This is a genomic window from Pseudomonas sp. H3_D04 (assembly GCF_054669175.1).
Map to the genome: position 1 here is coordinate 4884232 of NZ_CP162801.1, position 18644 is coordinate 4902875.

Below are 18644 nucleotides of genomic sequence, written 5' to 3' on the forward strand. Positions count from 1 at the left end.
CCACATTTGATCCTTGTGTGCCGTCAGACCCGGAACGCGCTGATCAATTGTTTGAGTTCCAACACTTGGGCCGACAATGCTCGACTGGCATCCTCGGTCTGGTGCGCCCCTTCGGCGGTACGTTCACCCGCGCGGTTGATCTCGACGATGTTCTGGTCGATGTCGTGGGCCACCGCGGTCTGCTGCTCCACCGCGGCGGCGATCTGTTGGTTCTGGTCGACGATCATTCCGACGGCACCGAGGATGTTTTCCAGCGCCTGCTGGACCTTTTCCGACTGCCCGACGGTGCCATCGGCCACCTGATGGCTGACGCCCATGGCTTTCACCGCCGCGCCGACACCATTCTGGAGCTTGGTGATCATCTGCTCGATTTCTTCGGTCGATTGCTGAGTGCGCTTGGCCAGGGTCCGCACCTCATCGGCCACCACCGCAAAACCACGCCCTTGCTCACCGGCCCGAGCGGCTTCGATCGCGGCGTTGAGCGCCAAGAGGTTGGTCTGCTCGGCGATGCTCTTGATCACTTCCAGCACGCGGCTGATAGATTGACTGTCGCTGGCCAATTGGTTGACCACCCGCACCGACTGATCGATCTCGCTGGCCAGTTGCGCGATGCTGCCCTGCTGGGACGCCACCAGGCCGCGACCGCTGATGGTTTCGTCGTTGACGCTGTGGGCACTGCTGACTGCTGCGGCGGCACTGCGCGCCACCTCAAGGGAGGTGGCAGACATCTGGTTCATGGCCGTGGCGACCTGCTCGATCTGCGAACGCTGCCCCGCCACCGCCTGGTTGCTTTGGGCAGAGACACTTTCGACTTGTCCGGCCTGGCGCTCGACCTCGTTGACGGTCTGGCCTACCCGCTCGATCAGGTCATGGATTTTCTTCACGGTGCCGTTGAACACCTCGCCCAACTCGCCCAACTCATCGCGGCTTTCGGCCCGGAAGGTGACGGTCATGTCGCCCGCTGCAACTTTGTCCAGCGTCGCGCCCAGACGTTTGAGGGTGGTGCGGGTCGAGGCGTAGAAGCCGCCGTAGAGGTAGAAAATCAACACAAACACCACCGACAGCGCCACGGCCTGCAAGATCATATGGGTGCGGTTCTGCTCCAGTCGCTGCTGCAACTGGGTGCCGAGGAATGCCAGGGTGGCTTCGTTGAGTTGGTAGGTCTGGTCCATCAGGCCGGTGACCTGGTCGTAAAAGGCCTGCCATGGCGCATCGAGGGTGTCGGCCATCACCACCTGTTCTTCGAACAGTTCACTGGCCTTTTTCAGCGAGGCCTTGCTGCTCTCGGCCTGGGCGGCCAGGGTGTCACGCGCCGCTTTGCTGGAGCCCAATGCATCATTGAGCTTCAGACCGTATTCGCCCTGGAGCTTTTCGATCTGCGCCAGCAGCTCATCAAATCGGGTGCTCGACGACGAATTCAGAAAACCTTGCCCAAGCGAATAGGAACCCATCGCCCGGCCGTCGCCCAGGATCTGCGTCACAGGCGGAGTGACGTTGGTAATGAGTTCGCTGAGCTGACGCATGTCGCTCTGGGTATCGCGGCTGAGGCCGGCTTGACTGGCAATGATCTGGCTGAAAATCTGCGCGCTGCCGAGCAACTTGCCGATCATCCCACTTTTGCTTTGCAGGGAGTTTTCCGCTTGTTGGGCCTTGAACGCCGCGATCATTTCATCGCGCTTGCCATCGAAAACCGTGATCTGCTCCGGATCAGTGGTCATCGCCGTCAGCCCTTGCAGGCGGGCCAGAACACTTTGCTCCAGAGTGCTGATCTTCGTCTCGACATTACCGGCCTTGCCGGACTGGCCAAGGGTGACGTTGATTTGCACCAGGTTGTTCAGGGTTTCCAGATCACGCCGCAGGGTCAGGCTGCTGCCGAGCAGGTCGAGGCTTTGCAGCTCGACTTGTGTGCCCTGGAATTCACGATAGGAGTCGCGGACCAGATAGAAGTTGGTCACCAGCATCGGCACGAGGAACAGCACACTGATCAGGCTGAACTTCATGCCGAAGCTCAGGCGATTCATCAGCGCGACGGCGGGATAGAGCAAGCTCTTCACTGGAAGTCTCCCTTTTGATTCTTATTTTTATTGGCAGGCGCGGGTCGACGGCAGATAGCCACTATTCAGCGCTATCCCTGTATAGCTTAAATCGGCTGAGGGTTTTGTAACTTAAGGTTAACGGCAGATCGCCGGACTTGAGATCGATGATCATCTTGTGGCGAGGGAGGCTGCTCCCGCTCGTCTGCGAAGCAGACGCAATGCAGGCGAGCGGGTTTTCCTGACATATTCGCCTGGCCGTTTGAGGGCGCTGCGCGCCCAGCGGGAACAAGCCCCCTCTCCACAAAGACGTTCACGTAAAACAGCCGTTGGTTTACGGAAGGACCGTCCACAACGCAAAACCTGCATACCAGAGCACCGCCGCTCGCAGCAGCAGTTCCCAGATCCGGTCCAGGCTGTTGATACCATCCGGTCCGACGACCGGTGCAGGAATTTCGCCAGCCACCAGGCCAACTTTCTCGATCAACTGGGCAGCGCTGATGTTCCAGTTCAGCAGTTCATGCAGCATGACGCGGCTGACCGCGACAAAATTTCCGACCAGCGCGAAACTGGCCGCCAACAGACGCACCGGCACCCAATCAAACGCATGACGCAACTGTGCAGCGCGCTCGACCACAGCAGGGTTCTGCCCGTGCTCTTCAGCCAGCGCCAGCAGCCGGTAGCTCAGTGCGGCGACCGGGCCCAGCACGAAGTACCAGAAAATCACCGCGAAAAAGCTCTGGTACGCCTCCCACAGCAAATGCCCTTCGACCCGCTCAAGCAGTTGCTCGCCGCTATCGGCGCAGATGTCCACGTCGCGCTTCGCCACATGGGCGGCGGCTTGCAGGTCTTCCCGGCGCCAGGCATCGCGAAACGGTCCCAGGCCGGCCAGCAAATCGCCGCGACCCAGACTGTAAATCACCACCAGCAGGTGCACCGGCAATGCCAGCAACCCGTAGGCCACCGGCTCAAGCACCACCAGCAACAAACCCAGCAGCGCCACCGGCAACAACACCAGCACCACCAATACCAGCCATGGCCGATCAATCAGGCGCGGGCTGACTTCAAGCTTGTTCAGTTCACGCACCCAACCGCCGTCACGTTGGACCCGATGGCGCAAGGCCGAGAATTTCTCGATCCAGACGGCCAACAGCAACACCAGAAAACTCATCGTTGTTCCTCTTGTTCCAAAGCGGCTTTTGCCAAGGCGGCGCGGTAGCGTGCCCAGTCGAACGCGGGTCCCGGATCCGTCTTGCGCCCCGGTGCGATGTCGCTATGCCCGCAGATGCGTTGCGCCGTGATCGCCGTAAATGTGCTTTGCAGTTGTCGGGTCAGAGTCGTCAACGCCTGATACTGGGCGTCCTCGAACGGAAGATCATCCGTGCCCTCAAGTTCGATGCCCACAGAAAAATCGTTGCAGGTCTCCCGCCCCTCGAAACTCGAGACACCGGCGTGCCAGGCGCGCTCAAGACAAGAGACAAACTGAGTGACGGTGCCGTCACGTTCGATCAGAAAGTGCGCAGACACCCGCAGGTCAGCAATACCTGCAAAATAGGGATGCTCCGTGACATCCAGACGATTCTGGAAAAATTCCTGCACCTTGCCGGTGGCGAACTGCGCTGGCGGCAGGCTGATGTTGTGGATCACCAGCAGGGAAATTTCGCCCGAGGGGCGCGCATTGAAGTTGGGCGAGCGGCATACACGCACGCCCTGACACCAACCGCTCGCGGGGTCCAACTGCATACAGGTTCCTTCAACGACGACTGTGTTGGCGCCCAGTATGCCGCGATAGGCCCTCGGGGCGCGATCACTTGCCGCGATTGAGACGCCGCAGATTGCCCAGCACCGACTCCAGGGCCCGGTCGAACAGCAAGGTATCGTCCAGCGCCCGCACCGCGCCACGGCGAAATTCCAGGGCCAGGCCGGTGCGGCTGCGCTCCAGCACTTTCATTCCCGTGCGGTCGACAAAGATGTATTTGCCGGTGGAATCGATGATCGCTGCCAGCTTGCAACGCAGGGTGTTTTCATCGTCTTCCTGAAACTCGACCCAGCAGCCCGGACGCAGTTGATCGACCTGAAGCAAACCGGCATCGTCTGCCGGCAACCGCACAGACACCACATCGGCCAGGCCTTCGTCCGCCGTGTGCAGCACGATTTGCTGCAGCACTTCGACCATAACCGGCGGGTCGACGGGTTGTTCAGCCGTCTGACCCGGGCGCTCGAACAGTTGCACGTGCAAGGTTTCCAGCTCACTGAAAAACTCACTGGTGGCGAACGGATCGAACGCAGAGCTGCTCAATCCGTCGCGCAAGGCCTTCAGCAGCCCGGGCACCAGCGCCAACAAACGCAGGCCGGCATCGGGCTCGTCATGGCGCTGCACGCTCCAGATCAATTGCTCCATAGTCTGCACATCGGCCTGCCATTGCGCCGACGCATCACCATGTTTGAGGCAGGTCAACAACAGCACTTTGCTCCAGGCCTCCTGCACGAAGACCACCACAGCCTGGGGCAGCACTTTGCCCAATAACGCCTGATTCAGCGCCTGCTCGACACGCTGGCGAGCCAGTTCGGTCCTGGCGCGGCCTTCCTCGGCGTCACGGGTACGCTGTTCCAGCAGTTCGCTGCGGCGGCGCTCATCACTGGTGAAGGCGAGAAAATCCGCCAGCAATTCGGAAAAGATCGCCGGATCATCAACAAAGTCGTTCAACAGGCGCTGGACCACTTGCTCGATGCGCAGGTACAGGCTGTCACGCTCGTGGTCATCGCACTCCCCCCAGCCCATCGCGGCGGCAGCGATTTCGTTGAGCAGACGCCGGGCCGGGTGGCTGGCCCGGCTGAAGAAGCTCTTGTCGAGCACCGCCACTTTGAGCATCGGAATCTGCAACCGACCAATCAGCGCCTTGAGGGAGTCAGGCAGGTTGCGGTCATCAAGGATGCATTCGAAGAGCATGGCGATCAGGTTGATCACGTCTTCGTCAGCCACGCCGACCACGCGCGACTTGCCACTTTTGACGCTGACCCGGGTTAGCAGCTGTTCGAGCTGGTTACGCAGATCGAAGTCGTCCTGGGTCGCCAGCGCCGGCACGTATTGCTGCAAGTGCGAGAGCAGGCGCAACAGATCTCGGGTGGAAATGGGCTGTGTCTGGGCACTGGCTTCGAGGGTCGGCGCGACACTGCCGCGCACGTGTAGCAGCAGCTCCTGCAACGCGGCAAAGACTTCCTGCACGCCATCGTCGACCGGTGTATGGCCCGAGTGAATGCCGACTTCGATCGGTTCGGCATAGGCGCTGGCGGCGGCATGATCGCTGGCTCGCCGCGTGGGAGCGGGCTTGAGGTCGGGCAACACGCCGGTCGCGATGAGCAGTTGATTGGCTTCGGCGTACAGCTGATCAGTGCTGCTGAGCACGTAGCGATCGAATAGTTTGAGAATGATCAGCTTGACCTTGATCTCCACCCCCAGGTTGCGCCAGGCCTGCAAGAAATACTCGCAGAGCCGCGCAGGCCCCAGCGGGTTGTGCTCATCGTCCAGCGCCTTGCCCAGCAAAGCACTGAGTCGGGCTGTCAGTTGGTCAAGAGCGAACCCGTCGCGGTTCAGCACTTTGCTGACCATGGCGTCCACCGCGACGCTGCGTTCCAGATCGTCATTGGGCAATGCATCGGTTTCAAATGCCAATGCCTGAGGCAAGGCCGCCTGGGCGCTGTCGTGCTGCGAGAGACTGACGAACGCCTCGAAGAAGTGTTCGAGAAAACCGCGTTCGATGCTTTTTCGCTTGAGTCGCAAGTCGCGCATGGCTTCGAAAAAGAGGTTCTGCTCGACATCGCTGCGGGCCCGATCAGCCATTTCGAACAGCGTGTCGTCGGCGTTATCAAACAGCTCCTGCAAGCCATGCCTGAGCTGTTGAGTGGCCTTGTCGCGAACCTGAAGCAGAATCACAGGCAGGCGGGCGAGCGGCGATTGCGTCGCCTGACCGGTAGCCGCCTTGTGCAAAGGCACTACATTCCCGTCGTTGTGCATCCAAGCCTCCTGAAACGGTAATTCTGCGAATAGTCGTATCCAAACGAACGTCAAAGCCATGACGTCAAAAGCAAGGCGGATTATCTTGCAAAAGCGCTCCCGTGTACCAGCAGACTCTGTGCTTCGTATCGAAATAGACGCATAGGAAAGACGTTGACTTAGTGCCGATGATTCAAGGGAATCGACCAAATGCAGGTTTGCAGGTGAGGGGAACGCCTCTGATGCCTTGGGTTGCCTCGCGCCATGGCCCTATAATCGGGCCACTTTGTTTGTGGAGCCCGTTATGCCGAATCTACGTCTCGCCGATTTGACCGCCGAAATCGAAGCCAACGTGCGCCGTGCGTTGCTCGAAGACATCGGCAGCGGCGACATCACCGCACAGCTGATCCCGGCCGAACGCCTGGCAAAAGCCACCATCATCACCCGCGACGCCGCGGTCATTGCCGGCACCGCATGGGTCGATGCCGTTTTCCGGCAACTCGATCCACGGGTCGCGGTGCACTGGCAGGTGCGTGACGGCGAACGGGTGAAACCCAATCAGGCGCTGTTTCACCTCGAGGGCCCGGCACGCTCGCTGCTGACCGGCGAACGCTGCGCACTGAATTTCCTGCAATTGCTCTCGGGCGTGGCCACGCGCGCGCAATACCTGGCGGATTTTGTCGCCGAGACCCAGGTGAAGCTGCTCGACACCCGTAAAACCCTGCCGGGGCTGCGTCTGGCGCAGAAGTACGCCGTGACCTGCGGCGGTTGCCACAACCACCGCATCGGCCTGTACGACGCCTTCCTGATCAAGGAAAACCACATCGCCGCCTGCGGTGGCATTCCTGAGGCCATCAACGCCGCGCACAAGATCGCCCCGGGCAAGCCGGTCGAGATTGAAGTGGAAAGCCTGGCGGAATTGAAAGAAGCCCTGGCGGCGGGTGCCGACATCATCATGCTCGATGAGTTGAGCCTGGATGACATGCGTGAAGCCGTGCGCCTGAACGCGGGCAAGGCGAAACTGGAAGCCAGCGGTGGTATCAACGAAAACACGCTGCTGCCGATCGCCGAAACCGGGGTGGATTACATTTCGATTGGTGCGATGACCAAGGATGTGAAGGCTGTCGACCTGTCGATGCGCTTAAGCCTCTAAAACGCAGCTTCGAGCGGCAAGCTCCAAGTTTCAAGCAGTTTTGCTTGTACTTGCAGCTTACCGCTTGAAGCCTGAAGCTGCTCTCAAACCACCAGATTGTTCATCTCGCAGTACTCTTCCCACTCGACCCCTAACACCTCGGCCGCCTCCTTGTGCAGCACCAGGCGCGCAGCCTCGAACTCTTCAGGGGTCGAGGTGTACTTGAGCGTCAGTTCCCATGGCTGCAAGCCCTGGGACTCCGCCTCATCCTCGAACGCCCACTGGATCTGGTCTTTTTGATCGTCGGCCGGCAGGTCCTTGATCTCGTCGGCTAGCTGGGGCGACTCCTGCAGGTACTTTTTCAGCGCTTCTTCGTGTCTGGCTTCTTGGGTCAATTCTTTAACGGTCATGGCGTTCTCGCTGATCTGGGGAATGGAAGATGGATCTGGATCATCAAGGATCTCTCTGACGCAAAAAACCGTGTGAAGCCCGGTTTGTCTGGCCTTCAGAACCATTCGGGGATCATCTGAAAACTGCAAAGTGGTACGTGTGCAACGTCCGAATATAGGACGTTTGGTCGACGATTTATATGGACTTTTACATCAAATCTACAAAAAAACCGTTGATCGGCCTTTCTGAAAATTTTCCCTCGCTACCCAGGAACAACGTTCAAAAGGTAAAGTCATAGCGATGTGCCATATAGGCACTTCACAAGGAATCGGTGATGCGCAATTTTCCCAAGCTTCCATCTACCCTGTTTGCAACCGGCATGGCTGCCCTTCTTCTCGGCAGCCTGGCAATGCCCGATTCGGCTCAAGCCGGTCTGGAGTACAAATTCGACAGCGCAAACTCTTCCGATAAATTTTTGGTTTTCCACAACTATTACGGCACAGACGTGATGGTCAAATCAGGCCTCAGTATCGAAGACGTGGAAAAATTACAAAGAATGGTTAAAACCGATACGGCAGATCTTGAAGAGCTGAAGAAAACCGTCAGTACACAGGCGCGGCTCATCGAAGAGTTGAAAAAGAACACGGTGTCCGGTTCGAATTCGACTGCCAGCGAAGTGGATAAACTCAAGCGCACCGTCAGTGATCAGGACACGGCGCTGAAAAACCTCGCCAAGGCCATGGACGAGTTCAAACGCAACAGTGGTTCGAGCTCCAGTTCCAGCGCCAGCGAAGTGAACGACCTGAAACGCACGGTCAGCGAACAGAACACCGGTTTGGTCAACCTTGCCAAGGCTGTGGACGAACTCAAACGCAATAGCAGCTCGAATTCCAGCTCCAGTTCCAGCGAAGTCAGCGACCTCAAGCGTACGGTCAGCGAACAGGACAATGGACTTAAAAAGCTCGCCAGCCAGATGGACGACCTCAAGCGTAGCAGCAGCTCGAATTCCAGCTCAAGCTCAAGCTCCAGCGAAGTGAGTGATCTGAAACGCACGGTGAGCGAACAGGACAACGGTCTGAAAAAGCTCGCCAGTCAGATGGACGATCTCAAGCGCAGCAGCGGCGGCTCGAACTCCAGTTCAAGCTCCAGCGAAGTGAACGACCTCAAGCGTACCGTCAATGAACAGGAAAACGACTTGAAAAGACTTGCCAGCCAGGTGGAAGACCTCAAGCGTAGCGCCGGTTCGAGTTCCAGCTCGAGCTCCAGCGACCTGTCCAGCCTTAAGCGGGAAGTCAGCGATCAGGACAACCAACTGGATCAGCTGAAACGCACCGTGGAAGATTTGAGCAGAAAGGTGAAATAACAGGGGGAATGGTGCCCGAGACAGGAATCGAACCTGCGACCTTCGCGTTACGAGTGCGCTGCTCTACCGGCTGAGCTACACGGGCGGTGGGCTAAACCTAGCACCGGGTTCGAAAGCCAGCAACTTCACACCCTGTTTCACAGACAAAAAAATGCCCCGCAGCTTTCACTGCGGGGCATTTTTTATAACGTTGAAGCAATCAAGCGGGGGTGATTAAACGCCCGAAGCCTTGGCCGCTGCTACGTCTTTGATGGACAGTTTGATACGGCCGCGGTTGTCCACGTCCAGTACCAGTACTTCCACTTCCTGGCCTTCTTTCAGGATGTCGGTCACTTTCTCAACGCGAGCGTCGCTCAGCATCGAGATGTGTACCAGACCGTCCTTGCCAGGCAGGATGTTGACGAATGCGCCGAAGTCGACGATGCGCTCAACCTTACCAACGTAGATCTTGCCGATTTCAGCTTCTGCGGTGATGCCCAGAACGCGCTGACGTGCTGCTTCAGCCGCTTCCTTGGTTTCGCCGAAGATCTTGATCGAGCCGTCGTCTTCGATGTCGATCGAAGCCTTGGTCTCTTCACAGATCGCACGAATGGTCGCGCCGCCTTTACCGATGACATCACGGATTTTGTCGGTGTCGATTTTCATCGCGATCATGGTCGGAGCATTTTCCGACAGTTCGGTGCGAGACTGACCAATGATCTGGTTCATCTGACCGAGGATGTTCAGGCGCGCTTCCAGGGCTTGGCCCAGAGCGATTTCCATGATTTCTTCGGTGATGCCTTTGATCTTGATGTCCATCTGCAGCGCGGTAACACCTTTGGCGGTACCGGCTACTTTGAAGTCCATGTCGCCCAGGTGGTCTTCGTCACCCAGGATGTCGGTCAGGACGGCGAACTTCTCGCCTTCTTTAACCAGACCCATGGCGATACCGGCAACCGGTGCCTTCATCGGAACGCCGGCGTCCATCAGAGCCAGGGAAGCGCCGCAAACGGAAGCCATCGAGCTCGAACCGTTGGATTCGGTGATTTCCGACACAACACGAATGGTGTATGGGAACACGTCGGCAGCAGGCAGCATGGCTGCAATCGAACGACGGGCCAGACGGCCGTGACCGATTTCGCGACGGCCAGCGCCACCCATGCGACCACACTCACCTACCGAGAACGGAGGGAAGTTGTAGTGCAGCATGAACGGGTCTTTTTTCTCGCCTTCCAGGGTGTCCAGCAGCTGTGCGTCACGGGCGGTGCCCAGTGTTGCAACAACCAGCGCCTGGGTTTCGCCACGGGTGAACAGAGCCGAACCGTGAGTCTTTGGCAGAACACCGACTTCGATGTTCAAAGGACGTACGGTCTTGGTGTCGCGACCGTCGATACGTGGCTTGCCGTTTACGATGTTTTCGCGAACGGTGCGGTATTCGATTTCGCCGAAAGCGGCTTTGACTTCGCTGGACGAAGGCTGGCCTTCTTCACCGGACAGCTTGGCAACCACCTGGTCTTTCAGCTCACCCAGGCGAGCGTAACGGTCGGCCTTGATGGTGATGGTGTAAGCCTGGGAGATCGCGTCGCCGAACTCGGCACGGATAGCGCCCAGCAGAGCAGTGGCTTCTGGCTGTGGAGCCCAGGTCCAGGTCGGCTTGGCAGCTTCGGCGGCCAGTTCCTTGACGGCGTTGATCACCACCTGGAACTCGTCGTGAGCAAACAGTACCGCGCCCAGCATCTGGTCTTCGGTCAGCTCTTTGGCTTCCGATTCAACCATCAATACGGCTTCCGAAGTACCGGCAACGACCATGTCCAGGCTCGAAGCTTTCTGTTGTTCGTAAGTCGGGTTCAGCAGGTAGCCAGTGCTTTCGTGGAACGCCACGCGGGCAGCGCCGATCGGGCCATCGAAAGGAATACCGGAGATAGCCAACGCAGCCGAGGTACCGATCATCGCAGCGATGTCCGGATCGGTTTTCTTGCTGGTGGAAACGACGGTGCAGACAACCTGCACTTCGTTCATGAAGCCTTCTGGGAACAGCGGACGGATCGGACGGTCGATCAGTCGGGAAGTCAGGGTTTCTTTCTCGGAAGGACGGCCTTCACGCTTGAAGAAACCGCCAGGGATCTTACCGGCAGCGTAAGTCTTTTCCTGGTAGTGAACAGACAGAGGGAAGAAGCCCTTGCCTGGATCGGCTTGCTTGGCGCCGACCACAGTCACCAACACGCTGACGTCGTCGTCAACGGTGACCAATACTGCGCCGGAGGCCTGACGGGCGATACGGCCAGTCTCGAGGGTAACGGTCGACTGACCGAACTGGAATTTTTTGATTACCGGGTTCACGGTGTCCTACCTTCTTTTGTGGCTCTTGGGGAACTTGTCTTCTTGCGAAATTCTTGGGCAATGTCGGGAATCGGCCCAACGCCTGTCCAGGGTAAAACGACTATCCAGATAAAACTTGAGGCTGGGAGCCTGCCATGTGCCAGCGGGAAACCCACTGGCGCACGACAGACAACCAACCTCTAGCGCAATCGCTTATTAGCGACGCAGACCCAGGCGACCGATCAGAGCCTGATAACGACCCAGATCCTTGCCTTTCAGGTAGTCCAGCAGCTTACGACGCTGGTTAACCATGCGGATCAGACCACGACGGGAGTGGTGATCTTTACCGTTGGCCTTGAAGTGACCTTGCAGCTTGTTGATGTTGTGGGTCAGCAGTGCAACTTGCACTTCTGGCGAACCAGTGTCACCAACAGCTTGCTGGTAGTCAGCTACGATTTGAGCTTTTTCTTGAACGTCGAGAGCCATGAGGCAATCCTTTTATCAGGAAACTGTTTCAAAGAAACAGCTTCAACAGGCCAGGGACAAATCCCTGTATCTAAAAATGAGTAGTGACCGTGCCTGTTAACAGCCACCCTCGTCCGGTCATTCTGACCGAATCAGTCGACGTGGCGCGATGCGCCCGTCTTCGCTCACTTCACCGATACCGATGAAGCGACCGTTGTGATCCTGTACCCGTACCATGCCGAACTTCGGTGCATCCGGGGCTCGTACCGGTTGGCCGTTAAGCCAGTAGAACGAACTGTGCTCCGAGAACTGCAACAGTGGCCAATCCAGAAGGCCGCTGTCCGATGGCATCAGGAAGCGGTCGACCGCTTCGTTGCCGCCTTCGGCATGTACCGCTTCCAACTCTTCAAGCGTGACCGTCTGCGCCAGCGTGAAAGGCCCGGCCTGGGTACGTCGCAATTCAGCCACGTAAGCGCCACAACCGAGTTGCTCACCGATATCCTCCACCAGGGTGCGAATATAGGTGCCTTTGCTGCAATCCACCGCAAGCCGCGCAGTATCACCTTCAAAGGCCAGCAATTCCAAGCGCGCAATAGTAACAGAACGCGGTTCACGCTCCACTACTTCGCCTGCACGGGCCAGCTTGTACAGCGGCTGGCCATCACGCTTGAGCGCCGAGTACATCGGCGGTATCTGACTGATTTGCCCGCGAAAATTCGGCAGAACAGCTTCGACATCTGCGCGACCAACGGTCACCGGACGCTCCTGCAAAACTTCACCCTCGGCATCGGCCGTGGTGGTGGTCTTGCCCAGTTGCGCCAGGGTTTCGTAACCCTTGTCGGAATCGAGCAGGTACTGCGAGAACTTGGTGGCCTCACCGAAGCACAACGGCAACACGCCGGTGGCCAGCGGATCGAGACTGCCGGTGTGACCGGCTTTCTCGGCGTTCAGCAGCCAGCGAACCTTCTGCAACGCGGCGTTGGAGGTGAACCCCAATGGCTTGTCGAGCAGAATGATACCGCTGACGTTACGACGGATACGTTTGACCTGAGCCACCGATTACTCCTTGGCGTCTTCGGGTTCAGCCGCTACCGGGTGCTGATTGTCTTCAGCCACCGCACGCTCGATCAGGGCCGACAGGTGCGCGCCACGCACGACGCTTTCGTCGTAGTGGAAGTGCAACTGCGGAACGCTGCGCAACTTCATTTCACGAGCCAACTGCATGCGCAGGAAACCGGCGGCTGAGTTGAGCACCTTGATGCTTTGCGCGATGTCTTCGGCGTTGTCCTGGCCCATCACGGTGATGAAGATCTTGGCGTGACCGACGTCACGGCTGACTTCAACAGCGGTAATGGTGACCAGACCGACGCGCGGGTCTTTGACTTCACGACGGATCAGCTGTGCCAGCTCACGCTGCATCTGATCGCCGATACGTTGGGTACGGCTGTATTCTTTTGCCATGTCTTGTTACCTGTTACTGCCCCACGGTGAAACCCGAGGGGTCTGAAAGCGGCAAACGCCCGGCCTGACAAAAGCCAGACCGGGCGTTGCGTTTAGAGTCCTGACGCTGCGCCGCGCATTTGCATGCGGCGGCTTGGCGTGGCCCTTGAAGTACGCGAGTTAGAGGCTGCGAGCAACCTGAACCTTCTCGAAGACTTCGATCTTGTCACCGACTTTGACGTCGTTGTAGCTCTTCACGCCGATACCGCATTCCATGCCGGCACGTACTTCGGAAGCGTCATCCTTGAAGCGGCGCAGAGATTCCAGCTCGCCTTCGAAGATAACGATGTCTTCACGCAGTACACGGATTGGACGGTTACGGTGAACAACACCTTCGATAACCATGCAACCGGCGATCGCGCCAAACTTCGGCGAACGGAACACGTCACGCACTTCAGCGGTACCCAGGATGTTCTCGCGAACATCGCTGCCCAGCATACCGGTGAGGGCTTTCTTGACGTCTTCGATGATGTCGTAGATCACGTTGTAGTAACGCATATCCAGACCTTCCTGCTCGACGATCTTGCGAGCGCCAGCATCGGCACGCACGTTGAAGCCAAACAGTACAGCGTTGGAGGCCAGTGCCAGGTTAGCGTCGGACTCGGTGATACCACCGACGCCGCCACCGACAACACGCACTTGCACTTCGTCGTTACCCAGGCCGTTCAAGGCACCGTTCAACGCTTCCAGCGAACCACGGACGTCGGATTTGAGGACGATGTTGAGCGTCTTCTTCTCTGCCTGACCCATGTTTTCGAAGATGTTTTCCAGCTTGCCGGCGTGAGCGCGAGCCAGTTTGACTTCGCGGAACTTGCCTTGACGGAACAGAGCCACTTCACGGGCTTTCTTCTCGTCCGACAGCACGCTCATCTCATCGCCAGCGTCCGGGGTACCGTCCAGGCCGAGGATCTCGACAGGGATGGAAGGACCGGCTTCTTTGATCGGCTTGCCGTTCTCGTCGAGCATGGCGCGTACACGGCCATAGTTCGAACCGACCAGGACCATGTCGCCTTGGCGCAGGGTACCGTCTTGAACCAGAACGGTTGCAACCGGGCCACGACCTTTGTCGAGACGCGATTCAACCACCACACCACGGCCAGGAGCCGAAGGCGTCGCTTTCAGTTCCAGAACTTCGGCTTGCAGCAGAACAGCTTCGAGCAACTCGTCCACGCCAGTACCGACTTTCGCCGAAACCGATACGAACGGGGTGTCGCCGCCCCACTCTTCCGAAGTCACGCCGTGAACCGACAGCTCGCTACGGATGCGATCGAGATCAGCGCCCGGCTTGTCGATTTTGTTCACTGCAACAACCAGTGGAACACCGGCAGCCTTGGCGTGCTGGACCGCTTCAATGGTCTGCGGCATTACGCCGTCGTCCGCTGCAACCACCAGGATCACGATGTCAGTCGCCTTGGCACCACGGGCACGCATTGCGGTAAACGCGGCGTGACCCGGGGTATCGAGGAAAGTGACCATGCCGCGATCAGTTTCAACGTGGTACGCACCGATATGCTGGGTGATACCGCCGGCTTCGCCTGCAGCTACCTTGGCACGACGGATATAGTCGAGCAGCGACGTCTTACCGTGGTCAACGTGGCCCATTACGGTCACGACTGGCGCACGGGAGAACGTCTCACCTTCAAACTTCAGGGACTCGGCCAGGGAATCTTCCAGGGCGGTGTCGCTGACTAGGGTCACTTTGTGGCCCAGTTCTTCGGCTACCAGTTGAGCAGTTTCCTGATCAAGCACCTGGTTGATGGTCGCTGGCGTACCCAGTTTGAACATGAACTTGATGATTTCAGCAGCCTTGACCGACATCTGATTGGCGAGATCGCCAACAGTGATGGTCTCGCCGATCTGCACATCACGCACGACAGGGCCGGTTGGGCTCTGGAAACCGTGGGCGTTGCGTTTCTTCAGCTTGGCCTTGCCGCGACCACCACGACGGAAGCCATCGCTTTCTTCGTCGGTAGTACGTGGGGCAACGCGTGGAGCAGGCGCTTTCTCTTTAACCGAAGCACGATGCGGAGCGTTTTTGCGCTCACCATCGCCACTGCCACGACGATTGTTATCGTCGGCGCGTGGTTTGTCCGGACGGCGCTGTTCGTTCTGCTTGTTGCGAACGTCAGCAGACGGTGCTGGAGCAGCGGCTACAACCGGCGCGCTTTCGCGTACTGGCTCGGCAACTGCAGCAGGGGCTGCAACGGCGTCGTTAGTAGCGGATTGCGCAGCAGCAGGCTGGCGACGCGCTTCTTCTTCGGCGCGACGCTTGGCTTCTTCTTCAGCCTTCTGACGAGCAGCATTTTCTACTGCGCGGCGTTCTTCCAGTTCGCGTTTGCGCTCGGCTTCAATTTCTTCCGGGCTGCGCTGTACGAAGACTTTCTTCTTACGTACTTCAACGCTGATGCTTTTGCTGCCAGCAACACGCAGGGTGCTGGTGGTTTTGCGCTGCAGTGTGATCTTGCGCGGTTCTTCCACTTTCGCCTTGTGGCTGCTCTTCAAGTGAGTCAGCAAAGACTGCTTCTCACTATCGCTCACACCTTCATCGGCGGCGGTGTGCGGCAGACCTGCCTCACGCATCTGCTGCAACAGGCGCTCTACCGGTGTTTTGACCTCATCGGCCAGTTGTTTCACCGTGACTTGCGTCATGCACTTCTCTCCTCAGGCCGCGCCTAATTACTCGAACCAGTGGGCTCGGGCGGCCATGATCAACTTGCCGGCACGATCATCGTCAATGCCGTCGATGTCGAGCAGGTCGTCAATAGACTGCTCGGCCAGGTCTTCGCGGGTAATTACGCCGCGCACCGCCAGTTCCATCGCCAGATCCTTGTCCATACCCTCAAGCGAGAGCAGGTCTTCGGCCGGATGGGCGTCTGCCAGCTTTTCCTCAGTAGCGATGGCTTTGGTCAACAAACGATCCTTGGCGCGAGCGCGAAGCTCGTTGACGGTTTCTTCGTCAAAGCCTTCGATGTTGAGCATTTCTTCCAACGGTACGTAGGCAATCTCTTCCAGGCTGGTGAAGCCTTCATCTACCAGCACCTGTGCAAGGTCTTCGTCGACTTCCAGCTCGTCGATGAAGTTGCGCAGGATGTCGCCGGTTTCTGCTTGCTGCTTAGCCTGGATGTCCGATTCGGTCATCACGTTCAGGGTCCAGCCAGTCAACTGGCTAGCCAGACGCACGTTCTGACCACCGCGACCGATGGCCTGAGCCAGATTGTCTGCGCCAACGGCGATGTCCATTGCATGGGCATCTTCGTCAACGATAATTGCCGCAACCTCAGCCGGGGACATGGCGTTGATTACGAACTGAGCCGGGTTGTCATCCCACAGGACGATATCCACACGCTCACCGCCCAACTCACCCGACACTGCCTGGACGCGCGAACCGCGCATACCGATGCAAGCGCCCTGCGGGTCGATGCGTTTGTCTTTCGAGCGGACCGCGATCTTGGCACGCGAACCCGGGTCACGGGAGGCTGCCATTACTTCGATCAGGCCTTCAGCGATTTCCGGCACTTCGATGCGGAACAACTCGATCAGCATTTCCGGCGCGGTACGCGACAGGATCAGCTGCGGGCCGCGGTTCTCGGTGCGGATTTCCTTGAGCAACGCACGCAAGCGCACGCCAACCCGGAAGGTTTCGCGAGAGATGATGTCTTCACGAGCCAGCAACGCTTCAGCGTTGTTGCCCAGATCGACGATCACGTTGTCGCGGGTCACTTTCTTCACGGTGCCGGAGATGATTTCCCCCAGGCGCTCGCGATAAGCGTCAACGACTTGAGCGCGCTCGGCTTCGCGAACTTTCTGCACGATGACTTGCTTGGCAGTCTGTGCAGCAATGCGGCCGAACTCGATGGATTCGATTTTCTCTTCGACTACATCACCCACCTGGGCGCCCGGGTGCGTTTCGGCAACCTTGCTCGGCCAGGTTTCGATGGCCGGATCATCCAGGTCTGCTTCTTCGACGACCGTCCAGCGACGGAATGTCTCGTAAGCACCGGTGTGGCGATTGATTTCCACACGCAGATCGACTTCGTCCTCGAAACGCTTTTTGGTAGCAGTGGCCAGGGCCAGCTCCAGCGCTTCAAAAATTACGTTTGCCGGTACGCCCTTTTCATTGGATACCGACTCAACAACCAGCAGTACTTCTTTGCTCATCGTACGCCTCGCCTTTCGCAAGCCATTGGATCCGCGGGATCCGCGTCTCAGTCAAAACTGGGAATAATGTTGGCCTTGTCGATCATATCGATCGGCAACAGGAACTCATGGTCTTCTACCTGCACCACGACGTCCTGCTCTTCTACACCGCGCAGAAGGCCCTGAAAGTTGCGTCGTCCTTCAAAAGGCGAGCGCAGCTTGATCTTCACTTGTTCACCGGCAAATTTTGCAAACTGCTCAATAGTGAACAGTGGGCGTTCCATGCCAGGCGAGGAAACTTCAAGGGTGTATTCAACGGCGATTGGATCTTCAACATCCAGGACACCGCTGATCTGACGGCTGACGATGGCACAATCGTCCACCAGCACACCGCCCTCTTTATCAATATAAACGCGCAACATTGAGTGGCGACCTTGAGCCGAAAACTCAATACCCCAGCATTCATAGCCCAGGGCCACGACCACCGGGGCCAACAAGGCCTGCAACTCTTCTAGCTTGCTCGACACCTGAACCCCCTCGTGCATGTATGTGCATGCTATGCAAAATAAAAAAATGGGCGAAACGCCCATCCTTGAAACGCCGTCGAACAGCGGCGTAGAAAGTGTCCAGCTAACAAAAAGCCCCTTAAAAGGGGCTCCTTAAACTGGTTGCGGGGGCCGGATTTGAACCGACGACCTTCGGGTTATGAGCCCGACGAGCTACCAGACTGCTCCACCCCGCGACAAAGCTGGGGCGGAAGTATACGACCGATCCTTGACAGGGTCAATGTAACCTTCCACCTACAAGAAAGCCCGCAACAGCGGGCTCTCCTGATAATTGGTACCGAGAAGGGGACTCGAACCCCTACACCCTATGGGCACAACCACCTCAAGGTTGCGTGTCTACCAATTCCACCACCTCGGCAATACTACGTTTGAAACCCTTCTTACTTTTGCTCTTGAGCTGGAGGCACGTCAGTCGCTGGAGTAGCCGACTTTTGCTCTTGAAGCACCGGTACATCATCAGAAGCCGGTTGTTGCTTTGGAACTTCCAACACTGCCGGGTTTGGCAAACCTACTTGAGTCAGCTGCTGAGCTTTCTCTTTAGCAAAGTAACCTAACCCTAAGCTGGTTATGAAGAAACCGGCGGCAAGTATAGCAGTAAACTTACTAAGAAAGGTAGAGGAACCTTGGCTTCCGAACACAGTATTTGAAGCACCTGCTCCGAAAGACGCGCCAGCATCCGCACCTTTACCCTGCTGCAGCAATACCAGAGCAACTACGCCCAATGCACCCAGCAGATGAAAAACGACTACGACTGTTTCCAGCATTT

15 protein-coding genes, 3 tRNA genes and 1 pseudogene are annotated in these 18644 nt (G+C 57.9%); 2 read left to right on the plus strand and 17 right to left on the minus strand.

Annotated features, from left to right (window positions below; translation table 11 throughout):
• Positions 1–23 precede the first annotated feature (23 nt).
• The 5 genes and pseudogenes from AB4N91_RS22645 to AB4N91_RS22665 all read right to left on the minus strand — a co-directional run bounded on the left by AB4N91_RS22645 (position 24) and on the right by AB4N91_RS22665 (position 6048).
• Positions 24–953, minus strand: coding sequence for a methyl-accepting chemotaxis protein (locus AB4N91_RS22645; protein ID WP_370655176.1), 930 nt, complete (start codon positions 951–953; stop codon positions 24–26).
• Positions 930–2021, minus strand: a pseudogene (locus AB4N91_RS22650) (methyl-accepting chemotaxis protein); the annotation flags it as partial. The pseudogene AB4N91_RS22650 and the gene AB4N91_RS22645, both read right to left, overlap by 24 nt.
• Before the next feature lie 346 nt (positions 2022–2367).
• Positions 2368–3204 (minus strand): regulatory signaling modulator protein AmpE, encoded by an 837-nt coding sequence (ampE, locus tag AB4N91_RS22655; protein ID WP_010463467.1) that lies wholly within the window; start codon positions 3202–3204, stop codon positions 2368–2370.
• A complete protein-coding gene (gene ampD / locus AB4N91_RS22660) occupies positions 3201–3776 on the minus strand; it encodes a 1,6-anhydro-N-acetylmuramyl-L-alanine amidase AmpD (protein ID WP_010463469.1) in 576 nt (191 codons plus the stop codon). The genes ampE and ampD overlap by 4 nt, the downstream gene beginning before the upstream one ends.
• Positions 3777–3840: 64 nt before the next feature.
• Complete coding sequence (locus AB4N91_RS22665) at positions 3841–6048, minus strand: DUF1631 domain-containing protein (RefSeq protein ID WP_154503034.1); 2208 nt, start codon at positions 6046–6048, stop codon at positions 3841–3843.
• Between the two features lie 283 nt (positions 6049–6331).
• On the opposite strand from AB4N91_RS22665, the gene nadC reads away from it, so the two are divergent.
• Complete coding sequence (gene nadC, locus AB4N91_RS22670) at positions 6332–7180, plus strand: carboxylating nicotinate-nucleotide diphosphorylase (protein WP_010463472.1); 849 nt, start codon at positions 6332–6334, stop codon at positions 7178–7180.
• An 83-nt stretch (positions 7181–7263) separates the two neighbouring features.
• Here the strand turns inward: nadC and AB4N91_RS22675 are convergent, their stop codons facing one another.
• Complete coding sequence (locus tag AB4N91_RS22675) at positions 7264–7569, minus strand: DUF6388 family protein (protein WP_042932942.1); 306 nt, start codon at positions 7567–7569, stop codon at positions 7264–7266.
• A gap of 314 nt (positions 7570–7883) precedes the next feature.
• Between AB4N91_RS22675 and AB4N91_RS22680 the strand changes: the two genes are divergently transcribed.
• Complete coding sequence (locus tag AB4N91_RS22680) at positions 7884–8912, plus strand: coiled-coil domain-containing protein (protein ID WP_154911889.1); 1029 nt, start codon at positions 7884–7886, stop codon at positions 8910–8912.
• Positions 8913–8921: 9 nt separating this feature from the next.
• Here the strand turns inward: AB4N91_RS22680 and AB4N91_RS22685 are convergent.
• The 11 genes from AB4N91_RS22685 to secG all read right to left on the minus strand — a co-directional run bounded on the left by AB4N91_RS22685 (position 8922) and on the right by secG (position 18642).
• A tRNA-Thr gene (locus tag AB4N91_RS22685) sits at positions 8922–8997 on the minus strand.
• 128 nt (positions 8998–9125) lie between these two features.
• The gene (gene pnp / locus AB4N91_RS22690; protein WP_010463478.1) at positions 9126–11231 is read right to left on the minus strand and encodes a polyribonucleotide nucleotidyltransferase; all 2106 of its coding nucleotides are present in this window, start codon (positions 11229–11231) and stop codon (positions 9126–9128) included.
• Positions 11232–11426: 195 nt separating this feature from the next.
• Positions 11427–11696 carry a 30S ribosomal protein S15 gene (gene rpsO / locus AB4N91_RS22695; RefSeq protein ID WP_003176135.1) on the minus strand — a complete coding sequence of 90 codons (270 nt, stop codon included), beginning with the start codon at positions 11694–11696 and terminating at the stop codon, positions 11427–11429.
• A gap of 117 nt (positions 11697–11813) precedes the next feature.
• Complete coding sequence (truB, locus tag AB4N91_RS22700) at positions 11814–12731, minus strand: tRNA pseudouridine(55) synthase TruB (RefSeq protein ID WP_010463480.1); 918 nt, start codon at positions 12729–12731, stop codon at positions 11814–11816.
• 3 nt (positions 12732–12734) lie between these two features.
• On the minus strand, positions 12735–13136 hold the full coding sequence (gene rbfA / locus AB4N91_RS22705; protein WP_007942872.1) for a 30S ribosome-binding factor RbfA: 402 nt from the start codon (positions 13134–13136) through the stop codon (positions 12735–12737).
• Between the two features lie 159 nt (positions 13137–13295).
• A complete protein-coding gene (gene infB, locus AB4N91_RS22710; RefSeq protein ID WP_010463483.1) occupies positions 13296–15824 on the minus strand; it encodes a translation initiation factor IF-2 in 2529 nt (842 codons plus the stop codon).
• A 27-nt stretch (positions 15825–15851) separates the two neighbouring features.
• On the minus strand, positions 15852–17333 hold the full coding sequence (gene nusA / locus AB4N91_RS22715) for a transcription termination factor NusA (protein ID WP_010463485.1): 1482 nt from the start codon (positions 17331–17333) through the stop codon (positions 15852–15854).
• A gap of 47 nt (positions 17334–17380) precedes the next feature.
• Positions 17381–17839 (minus strand): ribosome maturation factor RimP, encoded by a 459-nt coding sequence (gene rimP, locus AB4N91_RS22720; RefSeq protein WP_010463487.1) that lies wholly within the window; start codon positions 17837–17839, stop codon positions 17381–17383.
• A 138-nt stretch (positions 17840–17977) separates the two neighbouring features.
• A tRNA-Met gene (locus AB4N91_RS22725) sits at positions 17978–18054 on the minus strand.
• Between the two features lie 96 nt (positions 18055–18150).
• A tRNA-Leu gene (locus AB4N91_RS22730) sits at positions 18151–18236 on the minus strand.
• Positions 18237–18258: 22 nt separating this feature from the next.
• Positions 18259–18642 (minus strand): preprotein translocase subunit SecG, encoded by a 384-nt coding sequence (secG, locus tag AB4N91_RS22735; protein WP_010463489.1) that lies wholly within the window; start codon positions 18640–18642, stop codon positions 18259–18261.
• Between the last annotated feature and the right edge of the window lie 2 nt (positions 18643–18644).

Excerpts from the sequence above, each read along its gene's own strand:
- AB4N91_RS22645 (WP_370655176.1), bottom strand. The coding sequence starts at position 953 with ATGACCGTCACCTTCCGGGCCGAAAGCCGCGATGAGTTGGGCGAGTTG.
- ampE (WP_010463467.1), bottom strand. The coding sequence starts at position 3,204 with ATGAGTTTTCTGGTGTTGCTGTTGGCCGTCTGGATCGAGAAATTCTCG.
- ampD (WP_010463469.1), bottom strand. The coding sequence starts at position 3,776 with ATGCAGTTGGACCCCGCGAGCGGTTGGTGTCAGGGCGTGCGTGTATGC.
- AB4N91_RS22665 (WP_154503034.1), bottom strand. The coding sequence starts at position 6,048 with ATGCACAACGACGGGAATGTAGTGCCTTTGCACAAGGCGGCTACCGGT.
- nadC (WP_010463472.1), top strand. The coding sequence starts at position 6,332 with ATGCCGAATCTACGTCTCGCCGATTTGACCGCCGAAATCGAAGCCAAC.
- AB4N91_RS22675 (WP_042932942.1), bottom strand. The coding sequence starts at position 7,569 with ATGACCGTTAAAGAATTGACCCAAGAAGCCAGACACGAAGAAGCGCTG.
- AB4N91_RS22680 (WP_154911889.1), top strand. The coding sequence starts at position 7,884 with ATGCGCAATTTTCCCAAGCTTCCATCTACCCTGTTTGCAACCGGCATG.
- rpsO (WP_003176135.1), bottom strand. The coding sequence starts at position 11,696 with ATGGCTCTCGACGTTCAAGAAAAAGCTCAAATCGTAGCTGACTACCAG.
- rbfA (WP_007942872.1), bottom strand. The coding sequence starts at position 13,136 with ATGGCAAAAGAATACAGCCGTACCCAACGTATCGGCGATCAGATGCAG.
- infB (WP_010463483.1), bottom strand. The coding sequence starts at position 15,824 with ATGACGCAAGTCACGGTGAAACAACTGGCCGATGAGGTCAAAACACCG.
- nusA (WP_010463485.1), bottom strand. The coding sequence starts at position 17,333 with ATGAGCAAAGAAGTACTGCTGGTTGTTGAGTCGGTATCCAATGAAAAG.
- secG (WP_010463489.1), bottom strand. The coding sequence starts at position 18,642 with ATGCTGGAAACAGTCGTAGTCGTTTTTCATCTGCTGGGTGCATTGGGC.